The organism is Chryseobacterium sp. PvR013, from assembly GCF_017833095.1.
GTDB lineage: Bacteria > Bacteroidota > Bacteroidia > Flavobacteriales > Weeksellaceae > Chryseobacterium > Chryseobacterium culicis_A.
The window spans coordinates 4,411,002-4,431,905 of record NZ_JAFIBT010000001.1 but is presented as its reverse complement, the minus strand read 5'-3'; the positions used below and the strand labels follow the sequence as shown (position 1 = coordinate 4,431,905).

Below are 20,904 nucleotides of genomic sequence, written 5' to 3'. Positions count from 1 at the left end.
AAATTTTATTTATTTAACACCATGATCACAAGAGAAGCTACAGAAAAGGATTTAGAAATTCTTTTAGAATTTGAACAGGGAGTGATTACTGCTGAAAGACCTTTCAACAGTACACTTATTGAAGGAGAGATCCATTATTATGATTTAAAATTTCTGATCCAATCTCCTGACGCAACTGTCATTGTTGCTGAAGAGAATAATGAAGTCATTGCATCCGGATATGCTCTGATTAAAAAGTCAGAAAAATATTACAACCAATTTGAAAAGTATTCTTATCTGGGTTTTATGTATGTAAAGCCGGAGCATAGAGGGAAAGGAATCAATAAAGTGATTACCGATGAACTCATTTCCTGGTCAAAATCAAGGGAAATCAGTGAGGTAAGACTTGATGTATATGCTCAAAATGAATCTGCCATCAAAGCTTATGAAAAGGCAGGTTTTGAACCTCATATTCTCACCATGAGACTGAAGGATTGATGATGGAAGGCGGGAGCTGGAAGCTGGAAGTTATTGACGCGTTATTAATTACTACTTCGTTTTTTATTATTTAGTGAGCAGTTCTTTAATTTCCTTATCGAGTAATATTACTTCCCTCTTCCAGCTTCTAGCTTACTTCTATAAATAAAGGAATCCATATCTTTGTATATGGATTTTTCTTTGCCGCTTCGTAAAATTATTCATGTGGATATGGATGCATTCTATGCTTCTGTGGAGCAGCATGATAATCCTACATTGAAAGGCAAGCCGATTGCTGTAGGAGGTCAGCATCGCGGGGTCGTTGCAGCAGCAAGCTATGAAGCCAGAAAATATGGTGTTCGCTCTGCAATGCCTAGTAAAACAGCCAAAGAAAAATGTCCTCAGCTTATTTTTGTTCCTCCCCGATTTGCCCGATATAAAGAAATTTCAAAAAAAATCCGGGAAATTTTCTATGAGTATACAGATCTGGTAGAACCTTTATCTCTGGACGAGGCCTATCTGGATGTCACTGAAAATAAAAAAGGTATGGAATCTGCCAATCTGATTGCCAAAGAAATTCGTCAGAAAATTTTTGAACAGACGGGACTTACCGCTTCTGCAGGAATTTCAGTCAATAAATTTTTAGCTAAAGTAGCTTCTGATATTAATAAACCGAATGGCCAGAAAACCATTCATCCTGACAAAATGGAGCATTTTCTGGAAGAACTTCCGGTGGAAAAATTTTATGGTGTTGGGAAAGTTACGGCTAACAAAATGTTTAGTTTAGGTATTTATAAAGGAAAAGATTTAAAGAAGAGATCACTTGAAGATCTGGTAAGAATCTTTGGAAAATCTGGTCAGCATTATTATAATGTAGTACGTGGGATTCATACTTCTGAAGTAAAACCTCATCGGATCCAAAAAAGTGTGGCTGTGGAAAGAACTTTTTTTGAGGATCTTTTAGATGAGCAGCAGATCAATGAAAAGCTAGAAAGCCTTGCAGAGGAAATCCATCAAAGATTACAGAAAAATAATATTCTCGGAAGAACTTTAACCTTAAAAATAAAATATAAAGATTTCTCTCTTTTTACAAGAAGTATAACGAGAGAAGATTATTTTTCATCTCCGGAACAGTATTTCAATACCGGAAAAAAGCTCTGGGAACTTCGTCCCTTCGATAAGGCTGTACGCCTGCTCGGATTGTCTCTCTCTCAACTGAATACGGAAGAAAAAAAGCAGGTTTCCGTTCAACTAAAAATCCCGTTTGAAGAATTTGAAAATGAATAGGTCATATTTTTTTGCTAACTTGTATTGATCAAATCAGCAAATCTATGAACCCAACCATGATCCAATTTTTTCACTGGTATTCTGAAGGAGACGGAAAATTGTGGAAAGAAGCCGAAAAACAGGCCAAATATTTAGCAAAACTTGGGATTACTTCTGTATGGTTTCCTCCTGCCTACAAAGGAACAAATGGCGGTTACTCCATCGGATATGATGCCTATGACCTCTATGATCTTGGAGAGTTTGATCAAAAAGGAATTATTCCTACCAAATACGGGACTAAAAACGATTATACAAAAGCCATTAAAGCCTTAAAGAAACAAAATATACAGATTATTGTAGACATTGTTCTGGGACATAAAGCTGGAGGTGATGAACTGGAAAAATTCAAGGTCGTAAAAGTAGATGAGGAAAACAGAGAAAAAGTAATTTCTGATGTTATCGAAATAGAATCATATACCAAATTCACCTTTCCCGGAAGAGGAAAAAAATATTCTGATTTTGAATGGAACTTTACCTGCTTCAGCGGTGTGGATTATGCTGAAGGCATGGATTCTCATATCTATAAAATACAGTCAGAATATGGAAATGACTGGGAAGAAATGATTGATGATGAAAAAGGAAATTACGATTACCTGATGTATAATGACATTGAACATCGGAATCCTTTTGTACGGGAAGAGCTCAACAATTGGGCAAAATGGTATTTTGATCAGACAGATTTTGATGGGGTGAGACTGGATGCTTTAAAACATATTTCTTTTGATTTTTATAAAGAGTGGCTTTCTCTGCTTCGTTCCAATTCCGGAAAAAATATTTTCGCTGTAGGAGAATACTGGGCTCCGGGATATCTTCATCTGCTTCAAAAATATATTGAAGTGACGGAAGGCTGCATGAGTCTTTTTGACAGCTCCCTGCAGAACAACTTCCACAATGCCTCAAAAGAAGGCGGTTCTTATGATCTTCGAAGAATTTTTGATGAAACCCTTACTCAGGCAGATCCTATGCATGCTGTAAGTTTAGTTGCAAATCATGACACACAACCTCTGCAGGATCTTGAAGCTCCTGTAGAACCCTGGTTCAAACCTATTGCTTACGCCCTTATTTTGTTGAGAAAAGACGGCTATCCATGTGTATTTTATCCCGATCTCTATGGAGCTCATTATGTGGATAAAGACAGAGAAGGTAATGATCAGGAAATTTTCATGCCTAAAGTAGATGGCATTGAGGCGCTATTAAAAGCAAGAAAAGATCATGCGTATGGTGAGCAACATGATTATTTTGAAGATGCCAACTGCCTTGGCTGGGTACGTACAGGAGATGATCAACATACCGGATGTGCTGTTGTTCTAAGCAATAAAGAGTCTTACCATAAACCTATGGAAATGGGAACACTGTATGCCGGAAAAAAATTTAAAGACCTTTTGAAAAGATGTAAAGATAAAGTGATCATTGATGAAAACGGCTGGGGAAATTTCCCTGTTCCGGCAGGAAATGTAAGCGTCTGGATTTCTGAGTAAGAGCCTTGTCAAGGTTTAAAAAACCTTGACAAGGCTTTCTTTCAATAGAAAATTAACAATAAATATATCGGCAATTCCAGATATCTATGGCCCACTCGCAACATTGTCCGTCTTCGTTGGAAGTACAGCACACTTTGCCCCAGTTTAAGTCTCCGGCTTTTAAAGTCTTCAATTCCTCACGGTTAAGTTTTCTTACTTTGAACTCTTTTTTCGTTTTCATAGTGATTATTTTTTATGGTTTAGTTATTAAATATACATTAAAATTTACAATTATGAATAAATAATACACATCAATCACACGAATAAGCATACATAATTCATATAAAACAAACAGATATTAAAAGAGTGATAACCACCCCGTCAAAAATTCTTTGAATTTTTGCCACCCCTCCAAAGGATGGGAATGTTTATGCCTCCAGTTGGGATAATTGTTAAGATTAGAGATGTTATAAGCTTGCTGTATAACTACAATTTTCTGAGTTCCAGAATTTCCGGTCTTTCGGAGGTGTCAGCTATTTTTCCGGTACGGGCAAATTCCGCCCAGAGAGCTCTTAATTTTTTACCATGCTCATGAATACGGCTCCATGGAATATCTTTCAGCAGTTCGGATGATTTCCAGGCTGATTCATTTCCAAAAATCAAAGGAAGATCAATACAATGTGGTGCTCCGATAGGGTTGTCTTTCAATTTTGAATGAATTCTGAAGAGATAAACATTTCCTCCGGCATCAGAAATATTCTGAGCAAACTGTTTTGCCGGAGTTCCGTAAATCAATTCCGTAGTTTTCTCAACCGTTTTATCCATGATTTTTAAGCCCAATCCTTTTCCAAAATATTTGTTTAAAGCCTCGGAAGTTTTAAGGTAAAATGCAGTTTCATCATTATTAAACCCTATCAGTATATCATATTTTGGAGCATTCTTTTTCCACATGTCCAACGACTCTTCTTCTTTACATAAAGGGAAAAATCCATATTGGGTACCAAAGGGCATTGCTGCTTTCAAACCATACTTCATCACAGACGGTAAAAATTTTCCGTACTCATCCATCATTTTTAGAACATCGGTTTCATCTTTCAATACTTCTGTTTTTTTCAGAAATTCCGCAGACATTTTCTGTCTTTTATGACGAAGCCCTAACGGAGCACTCTGAATAATCACCCGCTGAAATAAATCTTCTATTCCTTCTGAAATCATAAGATGGGCAATGGCATCACCTCCTGAAGACTGGCCGAGAAGGGTAATATTATTTTCATCACCTCCTACCTCTTCGATATATTTTTTAATCCATCTCAATGCTTCAATCATATCCAGCAGTCCAAGATTAGCAGGTCTTTTTTCATTTCCTCCCAGAAAGCCAAAAAGCCCCAAACGATAGGAAACCGTAACTACGATGATATGTTGCTCTTTCACCCATTCGGCAGGATCGGCAGTAGCAAGATCACCACAGCCAATTTCATGAGAGCCTCCATGAATCCAGACTACAACAGGTAATTTTTCATTTTCAGATATGATTTCCGGACGGGTTATGGAAAGGTATTGCGTAGCTTCATCAGCCTCGAAACTTTCAACAGGAGTTGCTCCTATCATTTTTTCCACAAGCGGACTTAAAGACTGTGGACAGACCGGAGTTTTTTCAGGAGAGGTAATAAGTGATGATGAAGAATATTCTACAGGAACAGGTTTTTGAAACCTCTCAGAATAGGCATAGCGAATACTTTTAATTCTGATTATTCCATCATCTTTTAATGCAATAATTCTCCCGAAACGAGTCTCGAAAATAGTGGTGTTCTGCTGATTTGGTGTCATCTTTAGAATGGTGAAAACTTTTCTCTCTAAATTTAATTATTTAAACACAAATTTCACAATTAATATGGTCTTATTCATGTTAAGAATCTAAAAAAAGTTTAAACACAAATTGCACTAATGAAAACGCTAATGTCCACTAATTATTATAGTGTTATTTGTGAAATAATTGGTGTTATTCGTGTTAAGAATCCAAAAATAATTTAAACACAAATTGCACTAATGAAAACGCTAATGCCCACTAATTATTATAGTGTTATTTGTGACATAATTAGTGTTATTCGTGTTAAAAAAATTTAGTTCAGGATTTTATACTCACTCGGAGAAATTCCCACTTTGGTTTTAAAAAGTCTTGTAAAATGTTGTGGATATTTAAAGCCTAAATCATAAGAAATTTCGCTGATTGTTTTTGCCTGATCCAGAATCTGTTCTTTGGCGATATCAATAAGTTTGTTGTGAATAAATTCCTGAGCGGAAATTCCCAGTTCTTTTTTTATCAGATCTCCGAAATAATTGGCAGAAAGATTTAGTTTTTCTGCAAAGTAATTCACCATAGGAAAACCAATATTTTTGGGATTTTCAGATTTTAAATAATCATCTACAAGATTTTCAAATTTCCCAATAACTCCCTGGTTGATATGGTCTCTTGTAATAAACTGGCGGTCATAAAAACGCATGCAGTAATTCAGGAACAGTTCAATATTATTAACAATTAAAGATTTGCTGTGTTTATCAATAGCCTGCTCCAGTTCCAGTTTAATATTTTTAAAACAATCCAGGACAACTTCTCGTTCTTTTTCAGAGAGGTGGAGCGCTTCATGTACATCATAAGAGAAAAATGAATAGTCTTTCATATTCTTTCCTAAGTTGGTTCCTTTTATTAAATCCGGATGAAAAATTAATGCAAATCCTGCAGGCTGAACATGTCTGTCTTTATTATAAATTCCATAGGTCTGCCCCGGAGCAATAAAAACCAATGTCCCTTCCTGGTAGTCATAGCTATGTTTTCCATACTGCATGTCTCCGCACATTACATCTTTCAGGAAAACGGTATAAAACCCAAATTTTCTTTTATACTGACAGATAGGATCGGATTTGGAAAAATCAATCACACTCACCAAAGGGTGCAGCGTTTCATGATTGGCCATTTTATTATATTCCGAGACCGTATTATAGATTTCAACCTCCTGATTTTCCATGAAGTATATTTTTATTACTATTCAAAATTACCACTTTCATTTGTAATTAAAATGAGGTCTGTAAAATTGGTAAGTAATTCGGTAATCTGTATAAGTCTGGTTTAAGTGAAAGTTTCGACTTTTGTACCGTTATGGAAACTTTTAATACCAACATTTTTCAAAAGGCATGGAGCAGCTCCTGATAGTGCGTTTGCCCATATTGCCATCAATCCTAATACCCAAAGCGGAATCGTAGAATGGCTGCAGCCTGTAACAGATGAAGAATATAATAATTTATCAACCTAAATAAACTGAATATAAAATGAGTACAATCACAGTAAAAGCTTATGGTGCAGAGTCTACCACAGCAGATCTGAAAGAAATGAATATTGAAAGAAGAGAAGTAACCTCAAAGGATGTAGAGATTGAAATTCTATACTGCGGGGTATGCCACTCTGACCTTCATACAGCAAGAAACGACTGGGGCGGATCTTTGTACCCTGTAGTTCCGGGACATGAAATCGTGGGAAGAATCACAAAAGTAGGAAGCGAGGTTTCCAAATTTAAAGTGGGTGATCTTGCAGGAGTGGGATGTATCGTAGATTCGTGCGGGCATTGTGACAGCTGCCAGCATGATCTTGAACAATATTGCTTAAATGGTTTCACAGGAACATACAATGGAAAAGACAAGCATTTGGGAGGTCATACTTTTGGCGGATATTCTCAAAAAGTAGTTGTTGATTCCCACCACGTTTTAAAAGTACCTGAAAATCTTGACCTTGCTGGTGTAGCACCTCTCCTTTGTGCAGGTATCACGACATGGTCGCCTTTGAAACACTGGAATGTAGGTCCTGGTTCTAAAGTAGCTGTTGTAGGTTTGGGAGGTCTGGGCCACATGGCTATTAAATTAGCAAAAGGACTGGGAGCTGAAGTTACTTTATTCTCCAGAACTCCGGGAAAAACCGATGATGCTAAACAACTGGGAGCTGATCATGTTATTATTTCTACTGATGACGCACAAATGGATTCTGTAAAAGGAAAATTCGATGTGATCATTGATACGGTTCCTTATGTACATGATGTAAATCCGTATGTAGCCACTTTAAATATCAACGGAACGCATGTTCTTGTGGGATATCTTGGAGGTTTAGAACCTATCCTTAATACGGTTCCTATGATTATGGGAAGAAAATCTGTAGCAGGTTCAGTGATCGGTGGTATTGCTGAAACTCAGGAATTACTGGATTTCTGTGGGGAGCACAATATCGTTTCAGAAATTGAAATGATCAAAATGCAGGACATCAACGAGGCATATGAAAGAATGTTGAAAAGTGATGTGAGATACCGTTTCGTGATTGATATGCAGTCTTTATAATTCTTCTATAGAATAGTAACGGAAACAGGCTCTTCAGATCGAAGAGCCTGTTTTATTTTTTCAGATTTTGGCTAAAAGCATTCTGATCCTGATTCGTTATATATCTGTTTCCTTCGGCACATTGGTTATCATTTCTTTCCATGTCCTGAAAAGCCCATGCTGCCATGGCATCAATAACGGGAGCCAGTTCATTACCCGCTTCACTCAGTGTATAAGTTACATGAGGCGGTACTACAGGTTTTGCTGTCCTGATAATTAACCCGTCAGCTTCAAGCTGTTTTAGATGCTGGATGAGCATTTTTTCCGTTACGGCAGGAATTGCTTTCTTTAATTCACTGTATCTTTTTTCTCCTGTGGAAAGATTAAACAGGATGATTGGTTTCCAGAACCCGCCAATTCTTTCCATAACATACATTACAGGACAATCCTGCACTGTTTTTTTATTCTCCTGAATGGTTGAACTTTCTTTGATCGCTGTCATATCTACATACTTTAGGGTAAGTACTTGTATAAAAGTAAGTACAAATATAACTTTGTTCTCAGAAATAAAAAAATATTTACATATGAAAATTATAATCACAGGATCACTGGGAAACGTAGCTAAACCATTAGCACAACAATTAATTGCCGAAGGACACAATATTACAGTAGTAAGCAGCAGCGATGCCAGAAAACAGGATATTGAATCTCTGGGAGCAACGCCAGCTATAGGATCTATTACAGACGTCAATTTTTTAACGCAAACATTTGATGGAGCTGATGCTGTTTTTGTCATGACGCCTCCTGCAATAAGCCCGGATAAGATTGTAGAAAACACGACCAATGCAGGAAAAAATTATGCTGAAGCTTTAAAAAATGCCAATGTAAAAAAAGCTGTAATGCTAAGCAGTGTAGGAGCAGAATCGCCGGTAGAAAATGGCCCTATAGCAGGTCTTCATAATATTGAAAAATTATATAATGAAGTGGAAAATACCTCTTTTACTTTTTTAAGAGCCGGATATTTTTATAATAATTTTTTCAATGATATTCCTTTAATTCAAAATGCAGGAATTATTGGAGGGAATTATCCTGCAGGTATTGAAGTGCCTGTGGTACATCCCAATGATATTGCCAAAGCAGCCGCTGAAGAACTGGTAAAAGACGGAAATACCAATACAATCAGATATATTGTAAGTGATGTAAGAAAAGCTTCTGATTTTGCGAAGGTTCTGGGAACTTCTGTTAATAAGCCTGAACTTCCATGGGTAGAATTCTCTGATGAAGAGTCTTTAAACGGAATGCTTCAGGCAGGTTTACCTGAAGATATGGCCAAACTGTATGTTGAAATGGGACGGGGAATAAGAACTGGTGTGGTACAAAAAGATTTTATTGATCATGGTTCTCCCGTAACAGGAAACATCAAGCTAGAAGATTTTGCGAAGGAGTTTTCTTCTAAATTCTAATTTCTTTTGTCTTTTCAAGATTGATAAAAATAGAATCGGCGCACCTTTGGTGCGCCGATTCTATTTTTTAATATGATATCTTAAGTTTAAGATTATTTTTTATCCTTCAGGGTTTCTTTTAAAACTTTCAATTTTCCGTCAATGGGCTGATCTATTTTTAATCCTAAAACCTCAGCAACCAAAGGATAAACATTGATATTGGCAAATTCGTCGATCACCAGATTATTTTTAAATTCCGGTCCCCATGCAAAGAAAGTAGCTTTCATTTCCGGAACTACTTTAGAATTGTAACCGTGCTTTCCAACAGATGTTTTCTTTCCTTTTTCCAGGAAGATTTTTGGAGCTTTTGGAATCAGAAGAATCTGCCCTATTCTGTGGTACTGATCATCTCTTGTGGCAAAGTGCAGATATCTAGGCAGTTTTTTATCCAGATATACTTCGTAATCATCTGTTTTGTTAGCTTTCAGTTCTTTATAAACCGCTTTTACCTCTTCCGGATTTTTAACGTAAACTCTCAGTAAAGTCTGGGAATTGTAAATATCAAACCTGTTTTTATCCAAAAGAACAGCCGGAATTTCCAAAGGTGTACCTCCATCTACTTTGATCATTCCGTGGTCTGAAACAAAAATAAAGTTGACATTTTTTAATCCTAAATCATTTACTTTCTGAACAAGATCACCAATGGCCTGATCTATCAGATGAACAGCATTTTCCGTTTCTTTGGTATCCGGGCCATAATGATGCCCGCTTCCATCCACTTCCGGAAAATATAATGAAATAAAGTGAGGTCTTTTATCTTCCGGTAATTTCAGCCAGTTTACAACTTTTCCTACTTTTTCAGAAGGAGTAAATTTCTCGTGATACGGATAATAGTAAGTAGGTCTTATTCCTCCTGCATCGCTGGCAGATCCTACCCACATTAAAGAAGCAGAGATCATTCCCTGTTTTTCAGCAAGTCCCCAAAGCGGAGTTCCTCCATACCAGCTTCCGTCCTCAGCATTTTTTTTGTTGCTCATTGCATAGCCTTCCTTTCTCTTGTAATCGTAGAAAAAGTTATCAATCAGGCCATGGTGAGAAGGATAAAGTCCGGTGATTAAACTCCAGTGATTGGGGAAAGTAATACTGGGATAGCTTGGAATCATTGCTTCAGCCTTTACACCTCCATTAGCCAGCTTCAAAAGATTTTCAGCCTTGTATTTTTGGGCATAGTCATAACGGAAACCATCCGTAGAGATCATAATTACGTAAGGTTTTGCCTGGGCTTCCGTACTGTTTTGTCTTCCCGGTATAACAACCTGGGCTGTATCAATATTGACCTGTTGTGCAAAAGCTGTAAAGGAAATTAGCAGCAGTAAAAAATGGATTCCTCGCTTCATTATTTAAAAATTTTCGGCAAAGTTACATCCTATACTTCTCCCTGAAAAGTTTAAGAGATTAAAAGTATATTAAAACCTTCTTATTTTTTCTGAGTCAAAATTATACTCATTTAAATTGGACGTTTCATTTCAAATTGTGAAAGCCAGTTATTAAGACCTATTTTTTCGCTAAGGAATTTACTGGTGTTTTCTGAGGAGTCATCTACATTATTCAAGGCTATTGTCTGTCCGTTATTTTTTTCTCTAATAGCATTAAAAAGCATTGTCCCAATTCCACGGTTTCTATACTTCTTATCTACGGCAAACTGATATATTTTTTTTGCAGCAGGACCATAAACGATATATCCAGCCAGCTGATCTCCATCATAAGCTCCTAAAGTGATATAGTTTTCCGGTATTGGCTCTAATACGAATACAGATCCCTGCCAGGAAGGTTCAATATCCCAAAAAGAACATAACACATCCCATTGAAAGTCTTTGAGATCTTTTATCAATATTCCGGCATTTTCTTCTCCAGGCTTGATGTTTCCATTAAAGCAAAGCAGCCTTCTGACAATGCTGAATCCTAAGTTTTCATAGGCTCTGATTGCAGGCTGATTTCCTTCAATCACTTCAAGCAGTAATGTATTGGCATTTCTTTCTTTTAAAATGGGAATAATAAAATCATACATTTTTCTCACCAGCCCTTTCCCTCTGTTTTCCGGAACGACTCCTGTTCCGCCATTGTAAATAATCTTCTCCCCATTTTCCATTTTTTCAGCCTGAAGAATAAAGCCTACCAATTTTCCATTTTCAAATGATCCGGCAGAAAGATTCATATCCAATTTTTCGGCAGCTATTTTAGCAACAAGCACGTCTTTGGTTAAATGAAATGGGACTACATAATCAGAAAATGAATGGTTGAATACTGATAAAAGCTCATCAATTGTAATATTGGTTAAGGTTTTAAATTCCATAAATATTTAAAATTTATATAGTAATTACGCTTTGCTCTGTTGATTCAAATACCATTGAATGGCGTTACGTTCTTCTCTTTTTATAAATGGGTCTTTTTCCTGATTATAATCATTCCCGTCAAACCATTCTTTTTTACTCAATTCCTCTTTCAGTTTTTGATATTCTTCCTTTACCTCCGGATGAGTACGAAGATAATCCCTGAAAGCCAAATGGCGAAGCCAGTGTTCTGAAGAAGTTGGAATAACGTGAATATGAGCAATACGGAGATGATGATTGTGAATTCTCTCAGGAATTTCATCCTTTGAATAAATTACATCAGGAAATCCTAATGCATGGGCATTATCTGTAAGTTTAATAAAGAAACGGCGATATGGCATATCTTGATTATACTTTTCGTAATAGACATAATCTTTTCCTTCCAGTAAAGGAGGAACTTTATCAAGTTCTTTTTCATCCTTTACCCCAATCATAATATCAATAATTGGTTTTGCAGATAAACCTTCCACAGATGTGCTGCCAATATGTTCAATTTCCGGATTCAAAAAACCGATACAGTTCTCGAGTTCTTTTTTGATGGTTTCAAACTGTTTTTTCCAGAAAGGATTATATTTTTCAAAAGTAACTTTCATAGGTATCCAGATATTACACAAATATAAAAATTTTCTCAGCAAACTCCCTAGAATTAATACTTAACAAAAAATGACACCTCTGAAAAATCAGAGGTATCATTGCTAAATATTTAGGTGTGCTTTTTCTAAAAATTATTCTTTAATCAGTTTTTCGTAAGATGTGGTTCCATCTTTAAGCTGAATTTCAAGATAATAACTTCCTGATTTAAGGTCTTCAATATTGATACTTTCACCCTCCGGTTGTACTGATTTTATCTTTCTTCCGGTTGCTTCATAGATATCAACACTTCTAATTTTATCAAAGTTTTTGAAGTTTACCGTTGATTTCGCAGGATTCGGGTAAAGATTTACCTTCTTGCTATTGGAAGTAATTTCGTTAGTAGATAAACTCGCTGCTGTCATGGTTAAAGAAGCATATCCTCTTCCTGCATCATGATATCCTAAAGAAGTTCCGGTACTTTTACGGGAATAAAAGATATTGATTGTTCCGGCAGCATTGGCAATAGCAAAATCTCCTGCCCCACCTGAAAGGGATCTTGTTGCCACTACAGTTCTTGTACTTCCGGAAATGGTATTGGAAGTTTCCGTCCAGTCCTGAGAAGCATCTGCATTAGGTGTTGTCATCCCAATAAATGTATAATCTCTGTTCGCCGATGTATTATAAATAAACCCGTCTGATCCTGGAGCCATTCCTACAGTTCCAAAACCTATTCCCAACATAGAGTTGCTGTCACCTGTTACCGTAATAGTTACTCCGGTTGGAGTCGTATCTAATTTCACCGTCATAGCTGTACTGGGTAGATTTACAACGCCTGACGAAAACTGTGCCCATGCAAAATTAGCAAGAGCTAAACTAAGTACTAGTAAAGTTTTTTTCATATCAATTTTTAAAAAGGTTAATAATTTCTTTGTTGTTGGTTTGCAATGCATATTCAAAAGGAGTCATTCCCATTGAATCTTTTTTTGTTTTATCTGCTTTATATCTAAGCAGCTGTTCTATCAGTTCTTTATTTCCGGATTTTACAGCCCAGAATAAAGGAGTGTATCCCGTAGCATCCGCAATATTGGGATCCGCTTTTTTCTTTAACAGGTGTTCTACCAGATCTTTGTTGTATTTAATAGCAAGACCGGCAAGTGCTGTTCCTTCACGGCTTTTGTAGTTGACATCTTTTACGTTATCAATCAGAAAATCTGCAACGCCTGTATTTCCTCTGTAACATGCTAAAATAAGGGGTGAAAATCCGTTCTCATTAGTTTGATTAATGATATCCGGATTTTGTTTCATCAACTCCTGAACTTCAGTTACGGTTCCGCTTCTGGCAATATCAAATATTGATTTTGCCTTTTCCTGGGCAGAGATCAATGAACTCAGGAATAGTCCAAATAGTAAGATTAGCGGTCTCATTGTTTCACCATTACGTAGTTGTATTCAATATTGACATTTTCGGCCACTTTCTTAGTCACCATTTTAGGAATCGTAACTTTATAATCAGCAGGTCTGGCCATAAATCCACCCTGCATATAGATTTTTCCGTCTTTTGCATATAGAGTGGCTGCTGAAGCAACCGCTTTGTCTACACCGTGAAAGTTTAACGTTCCCTGAACGGTATATTTCTGAGGACTTGCCGTAAGTTTTGTTTTATCAAAGTTGACTATTTTCCCTTTGAAAGTTGTTTTCGGATATTTTGCAGATTCTGCATAGCTTTCATTGAAATGCTCTTCCATTAATTTGGTTTTAAAATGAAAGTTTTTAACGGTAGAAACGGATGCCATTTCGCCGTTATCTGCGTTCAGAATCACAATATTATTGTCATCCTGGGCAAAAATATCATCAAACAAAGGAACCGAAGCTTCAAAAGTCACTTTTCCTGTTTTAGAACTGTATTTTTGTGCTGAAGCATACCCTGCAGAAAAGAGTAATACGCTTAATAATGCTAATTTTTTCATATCAATTTTTTTTAATTTTCATTTAATCCGTCAGCTTTCCACTTGATGAAAATATTGATCTGGGTAGCAGACAAAGATCCTCCCTGTGGCATTTTTCCGGGATCACCGTTAGGTCTTTGGATACGGTCCAGAATTCCGTCTATATTATTTTTGACCTGATCATAAGTAACTAAGGGTTTAAAGCTTCCTGCAGAATGACAGCCTATGCAGCTGTTATCCACAATGGGTTTTACATCTGCTGTATATTTTACCGGAGCAGTGATTGGTGTGTTGTCAGAAATCTCTTCATAAGTTCTGCTGTCACAAGCCATCAGTATGATTGCTGATGACAATATCAATAAGGATGTTAGCTTTTTCATATTAAAAAACTCTATAAAGATTAAACCCAAAGAAAATATGTCCCTTTCCCCATGCTCCTGTGGCATTGGTAAGATATCCGATATCTGAATTTATCTGGGAGTTTGTTAGTAAAAGCTGGAACACGTGTCCTCCTGTTTCTATATCCACCCCTAATGATAAAGGATTTTTATAAAAACTGTGATCGTCAAAATTCACAAAGTACTCTGCATTCAGAGAAACTCTTTTTGAGATTTTGTAGCGTCCTCCCAAACCTGCCAGAAACTGGTTTTTGTTTTCAATAGTAGGTTCGTAAAGATTTTTGTGAACGAAGGAAGGGGTAAGCTGTACGGAAAGCTTATCACTGAACCTTCTCGAGATTAATGCCTGTGTAAGATAAGAAAGCCTGTCATTGAACTTCAGGTGTGGATACGTATCTTTATCCAGTTCAGTATTGGCACCCATTACATTGTACCCCACAATATCCACCGGAAAGTTTTCACTTTGTTTTATCAGTCTGTATTTCACTGCTCCTTCAAACGTTTTCATATTCGTTTCTCTGGAAAGGCTTACAGATACTGCATCCGAGATGCCATAGATAACACCTAATTTGGTGGAAGCATGATCCAGGCCAAAAAAGTCTTTAAATCCTGCGCTTATGTCTCCAAATCTGTGGGCAACAATAATGTACCATTCTTTTTTGGCAGCCAGTTTTGTAGATTGCCCTGTAACAATCTGAAGAGCTTTGAAGGCGGGTTGTGAGGTTTCTGTGTTGGTTTTCACCGTGTCAATATCTTTCAACAGATCTTCCTGTGCAAAGACAAGACCTGAAGAAAATACCGACAAAAATAAGAGAGTTTTTGTCATATACAATTTGAATTAAATTATGATATAACAAACTTATCGAGTTCTCAATTCAAAAATAGGTGATAAAAGTCACCACTCAAATTGTTTTTATCAATGATAGGAATAAACAATTCAAACAAATAAAATTAGATCATCCTAACATTTTCATTTACAGGAACTTTTATTCCTTCTTTGGTCTGAGCGATTTCACCTTCGCTTTCAATTTTTTTCAAAACTCTGCTCACAACTTCTCTTGAAGTTCCCAAACTGTTGGCAATTTCGCGATGGGTGATCTTAATAGGGTTGCTTCCTGTGGTTGAAATCTGTTGTTTAATATAATTCAGCACTCTCTTGTCAAGCCTGTGAAAAACGGCATCATTTACCATATTCATAACTTCTGAAAATCTGCGGTCATATTCATGATAAAACAGTTTATTGATTTCCGGAAATTTAATCAGCCATTCATGCATTATAGAAACAGGGATGAGAATAGCTTTTGAGTCTTCTTCTGCTACGGCATATACTCTGCTGATATAATCCGTCAAAATAGAAGAAAAGGTCATAAGGCAACTATCTTTAGGTTTAATATAATAGTAGATGAGTTCTCTTCCATCATTAAGGGTAAAAACCTTGATAGATCCTTTTATTAAGAAAGGGACAAACTTATTCTTCTGTCCTTCTCTTATAATTTCAGTTTTTGCTTTTATATCAATGGCAACAGCATGCTTTTCGAGCTCGGATAAAAAATCAGTGCCCAGAAAGCCAAATTTACTTACAGCGAACGAGTTATCAATCATATCTTATATTTTCTGCTTTTTCTTAAACAAAGATATAAAATTGCTATATCGTTACTATATATTTTTACCTTATTAAAGAAAATTAACAATTAAAAAGATTTTAATCTCCTTTACTTAGGGTGTAGAATAAAAAAATGCCCTGGAAAACCAGGGCATTCTTTATATTATTGTAAAAGAAATCTTACGCTTGAACGTTGTTTCCTCCTAATACGAAAGGCTCAACTTCTTTGATTTCTCCGAACTGCTGCTCGTAGTTAGCGATGTTCTGTTGAAGAGCGTTTAATACTCTTTTAGCGTGAAGTGGAGCAAGAATTACTCTTGATCTTACTTTAGCTTGCTGAACACCTGGCATCAACTGAATAAAGTCTACTACAAATTCAGATGGAGAGTGGTTTACTAAAGCTAGGTTAGCATAGATACCAGCAGCTACCATTTCGTTTAATTCGATGTTGATGTTTCCGTCTTGTGGATTTTGATTGTTGTCCATTGTTATAAATTATGTTTTTAAAATTCGAAATTTGAGATTGTGAAAATATAAAAATAATTTCAAATCCCAAATTTCAAATCATTAATTTTAGTTAAGGTCTTCGAATTCTTTCTTAGAACCAACAATAACGTTCTGGTACTCTTTAAGACCTGTACCTGCAGGGATTCTGTGTCCTACAATTACATTTTCTTTAAGACCTCCAAGATTATCTACCTTACCAGCAACTGCTGCTTCGTTAAGAACCTTAGTGGTTTCCTGGAACGATGCTGCAGACATGAATGACTTAGTCTGAAGGGCTGCTCTGGTAATACCTTGTAATACAGGTGTTGCTGTAGCAGGAAGAGCTTCTCTTACTTCTACCAAGTTTTGATCTTCACGTCTTAATTTAGAGTTTTCGTCTCTTAATTCTCTTGCGTTAATCATCTGACCTGGGCTGAATTCTTTAGAATCACCAGCATCTACAACTACTTTAAGACCGAATACTCTGTTGTTTTCTTCCAAGAAATCATACTTGTGCTCAAGAGCTCCTTCAAGGAACTGAGTATCACCTCCATCAACGATAGATACTTTCGTCATCATCTGTCTTACGATAATTTCGAAGTGCTTGTCGTCGATTTTTACCCCCTGTAGACGGTAAACTTCCTGAATTTCGTTTACTAAGTATTCCTGAACGGCAGTTGGACCTTTAATTCTTAAGATATCTTCTGGTGTAATAGAACCGTCAGAAAGTGGAGAACCTGCTCTTACGAAGTCATTCTCCTGAACAAGAATCTGGTTAGAAAGTTTTACCAAATAGATTTTTCTTTCTCCAGTTTTAGCCTCAACAATAAGTTCACGGTTACCTCTCTTGATTTTTCCGTAAGAAACTACCCCGTCGATTTCAGTAACAACCGCTGGGTTTGAAGGGTTTCTTGCTTCGAATAATTCGGTAACTCTCGGAAGACCTCCGGTGATATCCCCTGCTTTTGCAGATTTTCTTGGGATCTTGATTAAGACTTTACCCGCCTTAATTTTTTCACCATCGTTAACCATTAAGTGGGCTCCTACCGGTAAGTTGTAAGCTTTTTGCTCAATACCTTTAGAGTCTACCACTTTCAAGGTAGGTACGGCTTTCTTATTTCTAGATTCAGAGATTACTTTCTCTTCAAATCCTGTTTGTTCGTCAATTTCAAGCTGGAATGAAATACCCTGGATGATATCCTCGTATTCTACCTTACCTGAAGTTTCAGCAATGATAACCGCGTTATATGGATCCCATCTACAGATTGTATCTCCTTTCTTCACTTTATCACCTGGTTTCACAGATAATATAGATCCGTAAGGTACGTTAGCTACCATTAATGGAGTTCTTGACTCATTATCAGCAACTAATCTGAATTCTGTTGAACGAGAAACTACAACCTCAGCTGTATTACCGTTTTCATCTTCAGAAGTAATTGTTCTTACTTCGTCCATTTCAACGATACCATCTCTTCTTGCAACAATAGATGGGTTTTCTGATACGTTTCCGGCAGTACCCCCTTGGTGGAAAGTTCTCAACGTAAGCTGAGTACCTGGTTCCCCAATTGACTGTGCTGCAATTACACCTACCGCTTCACCCATGTGAATTACTTTACCTGTTGCCAGGTTTCTACCATAACATTTTGCACAGATACCTTTCTTAGCTTCACAAGTTAATGGTGAACGAACTTCAACAGCTTCTAATCCTGCTTCTTCAATTCTCTTAGCTAATTCTTCGATGATTACCTGATCTGCACTCGCAATAAGCTCGTCAGATTCCGGATCATAGATATTATGAAGGGATACTCTACCTAAGATTCTTTCAGAGATTCTTTCAACGATCTCGTCATTTTTCTTAAGTGCAGTAACTTCTGTACCTCTCAGCGTTCCACAGTCATCTTCTGTAACGATAACATCCTGTGCAACGTCTACCAATCTTCTCGTTAAGTAACCAGCATCGGCTGTCTTAAGAGCGGTATCCGCAAGACCCTTACGAGCACCGTGGGTAGAGATAAAGTACTCTAGAATCGAAAGACCTTCCTTAAAGTTTGCAAGGATCGGGTTTTCGATGATCTCCGCTCCGGTAGATCCGGCTTTCTGCGGTTTTGCCATCAAACCTCTCATCCCTGATAACTGACGGATCTGTTCTTTAGAACCCCTCGCTCCAGAGTCAAGCATCATGTATACAGAGTTAAATCCACCTTGGTCAACTTTCATTCTGCTCATGATCATTTCAGTTAATCCAGCGTTGGTATTTGTCCAAACGTCGATTACCTGGTTATAACGTTCTGTATCTGTAATTAGACCCATGTTATAGTTAGCTCTAATTTCGTCTACAGTTTCAATAGAAGTAGCAATCATCTGCTTTTTCTCAACAGGAACTACAATATCCCCTAGTGAGAAAGAAAGACCTCCTTTGAATGCATTTGAATACCCTAAGTCTTTCATTGCATCCAGGAACTTCACAGTTGTAGGGAAATCTGTATCAGCAAGAATCTTACCGATAACGTTTCTCAATGATTTCTTCGTAAGAAGTTCATTGATATATCCTACCTGCTTAGGTACAATCTGGTTGAATAGGATTCTACCTACAGAAGTTTCGATCAATCTTGTAACGATTTCACCATCTTCTTTGATAGGCAGTCTACATCTTACTTTAGCATTTAAAGATACTCTACCTTCAGCATAAGCGATTTCCGCTTCTTCAGGAGAATAGAATGCAAGACCTTCTCCTTTTACTTTCATCGTCTCAGTAGAGCTTAATTCTTTAGTCATGAAATAAAGACCAAGAACCATGTCCTGAGATGGTACTGTAATTGGAGAACCGTTTGCAGGGTTCAAGATGTTTTGAGAACCTAACATCAATAACTGAGCTTCAAGGATCGCTTCTGGTCCTAACGGCAAGTGTACTGCCATCTGGTCACCATCGAAATCGGCATTGAAGGCCGTAGTTACTAACGGGTGTAGCTGGATTGCTTTACCTTCGATCATCTTAGGTTGGAAAGCCTGAATACCCAATCTGTGAAGAGTAGGTGCTCTGTTCAATAGAACAGGGTGACCTTTCATCACGTTTTCAAGGATATCATAAACTACTGGTTCTTTTCTGTCGATAATTCTCTTTGCAGATTTTACTGTTTTTACAATACCTCTTTCAATTAGTTTTCTAATGATGAATGGTTTGTAAAGTTCAGCTGCCATATCTTTAGGAATACCACATTCGTGAAGCTGTAAGTTTGGACCTACAACAATTACCGAACGCGCAGAGTAGTCAACCCTTTTCCCTAGTAGGTTCTGACGGAAACGACCTTGCTTACCTTTCAATGAATCAGAAAGTGATTTCAATGGTCTGTTTGATTCAGATTTTACTGCAGAAGATTTTCTTGTGTTATCGAATAATGAATCTACTGATTCCTGAAGCATACGCTTCTCGTTTCTCAAGATTACTTCAGGAGCTTTGATCTCCAATAATCTTTTCAAACGGTTATTTCTGATAATAACTCTTCTATAAAGGTCATTCAAGTCAGAAGTTGCGAAACGTCCTCCATCCAATGGAACTAATGGTCTTAATTCTGGTGGGATAACAGGAAGTACACGCATGATCATCCACTCTGGTCTGTTGATCATTCTTGTATTAGCACCTCTTAATGCTTCTACAACGTTCAATCTTTTCAGCGCTTCAGTTCTTCTTTGTTTTGAACCTTCGTTGTGAGCTTTGTGTCTCAAGTCGAAAGACAATGCATCAAGATCAATTCTTTTTAATAGATCTTCAACAGCTTCAGCACCCATTCTGGCGATGAATTTGTTTGGATCAGAATCATCAAGATACTGGTTTTCTACAGGAAGAGTTTCCATGATATCAAGGTACTCTTCTTCTGTAAGGAATTCCATATTTTCAAAATCAGAACCGTCTAATTTTTTAGCAATACCCTGCTGAATCACTACATATCTTTCGTAGTAGATGATCATGTCTAATTTCTTAGAAGGAATTCCTAAAAGGTATCCGATTTTGTTTGGTAATGAACGGAAATACCAGATGTGTGCAATTGGAACTACAAGGTTGATGTGCCCGATTCTCTCTCTTCTTACTTTTTTCTCAGTAACTTCTACTCCACAACGGTCACACACAATCCCTTTGTAACGAATTCTCTTGTATTTACCACAAGCACATTCGTAATCCTTTACAGGACCAAAGATTTTCTCACAGAATAGCCCGTCTCTTTCAGGCTTGTGAGTTCTGTAGTTAATAGTTTCCGGCTTTAGAACCTCTCCTCTTGAGTCTTGCAAAATAGACTCTGGTGAAGCTAAACCGATGGTTATTTTATTAAATCTACTTGATTTATTTTTATTTGACATAATTTTTTTTAGATTTTAGATTTCAGATTTCAGATTTCAGACGAAATCATCATTCCAAATTCAAGGATTATAAAATTTTTAGAGTGCCATAGTCTGACATCTTGTGTCTGACATCTGA

The 20,904-nt window shown here is 36.9% G+C and carries 21 protein-coding genes; 6 read left to right on the top strand and 15 right to left on the bottom strand.

Features of this window, described 5'->3' with window-relative positions; all coding sequences use genetic code 11:
• Nucleotides 1–21 precede the first annotated feature (21 nt).
• The 3 genes from JOE44_RS20225 to JOE44_RS20215 all read left to right on the top strand — a co-directional run bounded on the left by JOE44_RS20225 (nucleotide 22) and on the right by JOE44_RS20215 (nucleotide 3,260).
• The gene (locus JOE44_RS20225) at nucleotides 22–477 is read left to right on the top strand and encodes a GNAT family N-acetyltransferase (protein WP_209786966.1); all 456 of its coding nucleotides are present in this window, start codon (nucleotides 22–24) and stop codon (nucleotides 475–477) included.
• A gap of 168 nt (nucleotides 478–645) precedes the next feature.
• Nucleotides 646–1,743: a DNA polymerase IV gene (gene dinB / locus JOE44_RS20220; RefSeq protein ID WP_209786965.1), complete on the top strand. Its 1,098-nt coding sequence runs from the start codon at nucleotides 646–648 to the stop codon at nucleotides 1,741–1,743.
• A gap of 56 nt (nucleotides 1,744–1,799) precedes the next feature.
• Nucleotides 1,800–3,260 (top strand): alpha-amylase, encoded by a 1,461-nt coding sequence (locus JOE44_RS20215; protein ID WP_245169824.1) that lies wholly within the window; start codon nucleotides 1,800–1,802, stop codon nucleotides 3,258–3,260.
• A 52-nt stretch (nucleotides 3,261–3,312) separates the two neighbouring features.
• On the opposite strand, the gene JOE44_RS20210 is transcribed toward JOE44_RS20215, so the two are convergent.
• The 3 genes from JOE44_RS20210 to JOE44_RS20200 all read right to left on the bottom strand — a co-directional run bounded on the left by JOE44_RS20210 (nucleotide 3,313) and on the right by JOE44_RS20200 (nucleotide 6,262).
• On the bottom strand, nucleotides 3,313–3,480 hold the full coding sequence (locus JOE44_RS20210; RefSeq protein WP_158521389.1) for a hypothetical protein: 168 nt from the start codon (nucleotides 3,478–3,480) through the stop codon (nucleotides 3,313–3,315).
• A gap of 245 nt (nucleotides 3,481–3,725) precedes the next feature.
• On the bottom strand, nucleotides 3,726–5,066 hold the full coding sequence (locus JOE44_RS20205; protein WP_209786963.1) for a carboxylesterase family protein: 1,341 nt from the start codon (nucleotides 5,064–5,066) through the stop codon (nucleotides 3,726–3,728).
• A 293-nt stretch (nucleotides 5,067–5,359) separates the two neighbouring features.
• Nucleotides 5,360–6,262, bottom strand: coding sequence for a helix-turn-helix transcriptional regulator (locus JOE44_RS20200; RefSeq protein ID WP_105681590.1), 903 nt, complete (start codon nucleotides 6,260–6,262; stop codon nucleotides 5,360–5,362).
• A gap of 105 nt (nucleotides 6,263–6,367) precedes the next feature.
• On the opposite strand from JOE44_RS20200, the gene JOE44_RS20195 reads away from it, so the two are divergent.
• Both JOE44_RS20195 and JOE44_RS20190 read left to right on the top strand, forming a co-directional pair.
• Complete coding sequence (locus tag JOE44_RS20195; protein ID WP_245169823.1) at nucleotides 6,368–6,547, top strand: hypothetical protein; 180 nt, start codon at nucleotides 6,368–6,370, stop codon at nucleotides 6,545–6,547.
• 16 nt (nucleotides 6,548–6,563) lie between these two features.
• Entirely contained in the window at nucleotides 6,564–7,616 is a 1,053-nt protein-coding gene (locus JOE44_RS20190) for an NAD(P)-dependent alcohol dehydrogenase (protein ID WP_209786962.1), read from the top strand.
• A 52-nt stretch (nucleotides 7,617–7,668) separates the two neighbouring features.
• Here the strand turns inward: JOE44_RS20190 and JOE44_RS20185 are convergent, their stop codons facing one another.
• Nucleotides 7,669–8,097: a helix-turn-helix domain-containing protein gene (locus tag JOE44_RS20185; protein ID WP_209786961.1), complete on the bottom strand. Its 429-nt coding sequence runs from the start codon at nucleotides 8,095–8,097 to the stop codon at nucleotides 7,669–7,671.
• 82 nt (nucleotides 8,098–8,179) lie between these two features.
• Between JOE44_RS20185 and JOE44_RS20180 the strand changes: the two genes are divergently transcribed.
• Nucleotides 8,180–9,058 (top strand): NAD(P)H-binding protein, encoded by an 879-nt coding sequence (locus tag JOE44_RS20180; protein WP_209786960.1) that lies wholly within the window; start codon nucleotides 8,180–8,182, stop codon nucleotides 9,056–9,058.
• Between the two features lie 92 nt (nucleotides 9,059–9,150).
• On the opposite strand, the gene JOE44_RS20175 is transcribed toward JOE44_RS20180, so the two are convergent.
• The 11 genes from JOE44_RS20175 to rpoC form a co-directional block, all read right to left on the bottom strand.
• A complete protein-coding gene (locus tag JOE44_RS20175; RefSeq protein WP_209786959.1) occupies nucleotides 9,151–10,434 on the bottom strand; it encodes an ectonucleotide pyrophosphatase/phosphodiesterase in 1,284 nt (427 codons plus the stop codon).
• Nucleotides 10,435–10,544: 110 nt separating this feature from the next.
• Nucleotides 10,545–11,390, bottom strand: a complete 846-nt coding sequence (locus tag JOE44_RS20170; RefSeq protein WP_209786958.1) for a GNAT family N-acetyltransferase — start codon at nucleotides 11,388–11,390, stop codon at nucleotides 10,545–10,547.
• 24 nt (nucleotides 11,391–11,414) lie between these two features.
• Nucleotides 11,415–12,020 carry a GrpB family protein gene (locus tag JOE44_RS20165; protein ID WP_209786957.1) on the bottom strand — a complete coding sequence of 202 codons (606 nt, stop codon included), beginning with the start codon at nucleotides 12,018–12,020 and terminating at the stop codon, nucleotides 11,415–11,417.
• Nucleotides 12,021–12,152: 132 nt separating this feature from the next.
• Nucleotides 12,153–12,899: a T9SS type A sorting domain-containing protein gene (locus tag JOE44_RS20160; RefSeq protein ID WP_209786956.1), complete on the bottom strand. Its 747-nt coding sequence runs from the start codon at nucleotides 12,897–12,899 to the stop codon at nucleotides 12,153–12,155.
• Nucleotide 12,900: 1 nt separating this feature from the next.
• The gene (locus JOE44_RS20155; protein WP_209786955.1) at nucleotides 12,901–13,425 is read right to left on the bottom strand and encodes an ankyrin repeat domain-containing protein; all 525 of its coding nucleotides are present in this window, start codon (nucleotides 13,423–13,425) and stop codon (nucleotides 12,901–12,903) included.
• Nucleotides 13,422–13,967, bottom strand: coding sequence for a YceI family protein (locus JOE44_RS20150; protein WP_209786954.1), 546 nt, complete (start codon nucleotides 13,965–13,967; stop codon nucleotides 13,422–13,424). Before JOE44_RS20150 ends, JOE44_RS20155 begins: the two co-directional genes overlap by 4 nt.
• 11 nt (nucleotides 13,968–13,978) lie before the next feature.
• Nucleotides 13,979–14,326, bottom strand: coding sequence for a hypothetical protein (locus JOE44_RS20145; protein ID WP_245169822.1), 348 nt, complete (start codon nucleotides 14,324–14,326; stop codon nucleotides 13,979–13,981).
• A gap of 1 nt (nucleotide 14,327) precedes the next feature.
• Nucleotides 14,328–15,170, bottom strand: a complete 843-nt coding sequence (locus JOE44_RS20140; protein WP_209786952.1) for a DUF5777 family beta-barrel protein — start codon at nucleotides 15,168–15,170, stop codon at nucleotides 14,328–14,330.
• Between the two features lie 125 nt (nucleotides 15,171–15,295).
• Nucleotides 15,296–15,946 carry a Crp/Fnr family transcriptional regulator gene (locus tag JOE44_RS20135; protein ID WP_209786951.1) on the bottom strand — a complete coding sequence of 217 codons (651 nt, stop codon included), beginning with the start codon at nucleotides 15,944–15,946 and terminating at the stop codon, nucleotides 15,296–15,298.
• 181 nt (nucleotides 15,947–16,127) lie between these two features.
• Nucleotides 16,128–16,433: a DUF3467 domain-containing protein gene (locus JOE44_RS20130; protein ID WP_002976436.1), complete on the bottom strand. Its 306-nt coding sequence runs from the start codon at nucleotides 16,431–16,433 to the stop codon at nucleotides 16,128–16,130.
• An 87-nt stretch (nucleotides 16,434–16,520) separates the two neighbouring features.
• Entirely contained in the window at nucleotides 16,521–20,786 is a 4,266-nt protein-coding gene (gene rpoC, locus JOE44_RS20125) for a DNA-directed RNA polymerase subunit beta' (RefSeq protein ID WP_105681603.1), read from the bottom strand.
• Nucleotides 20,787–20,904 lie beyond the last annotated feature (118 nt).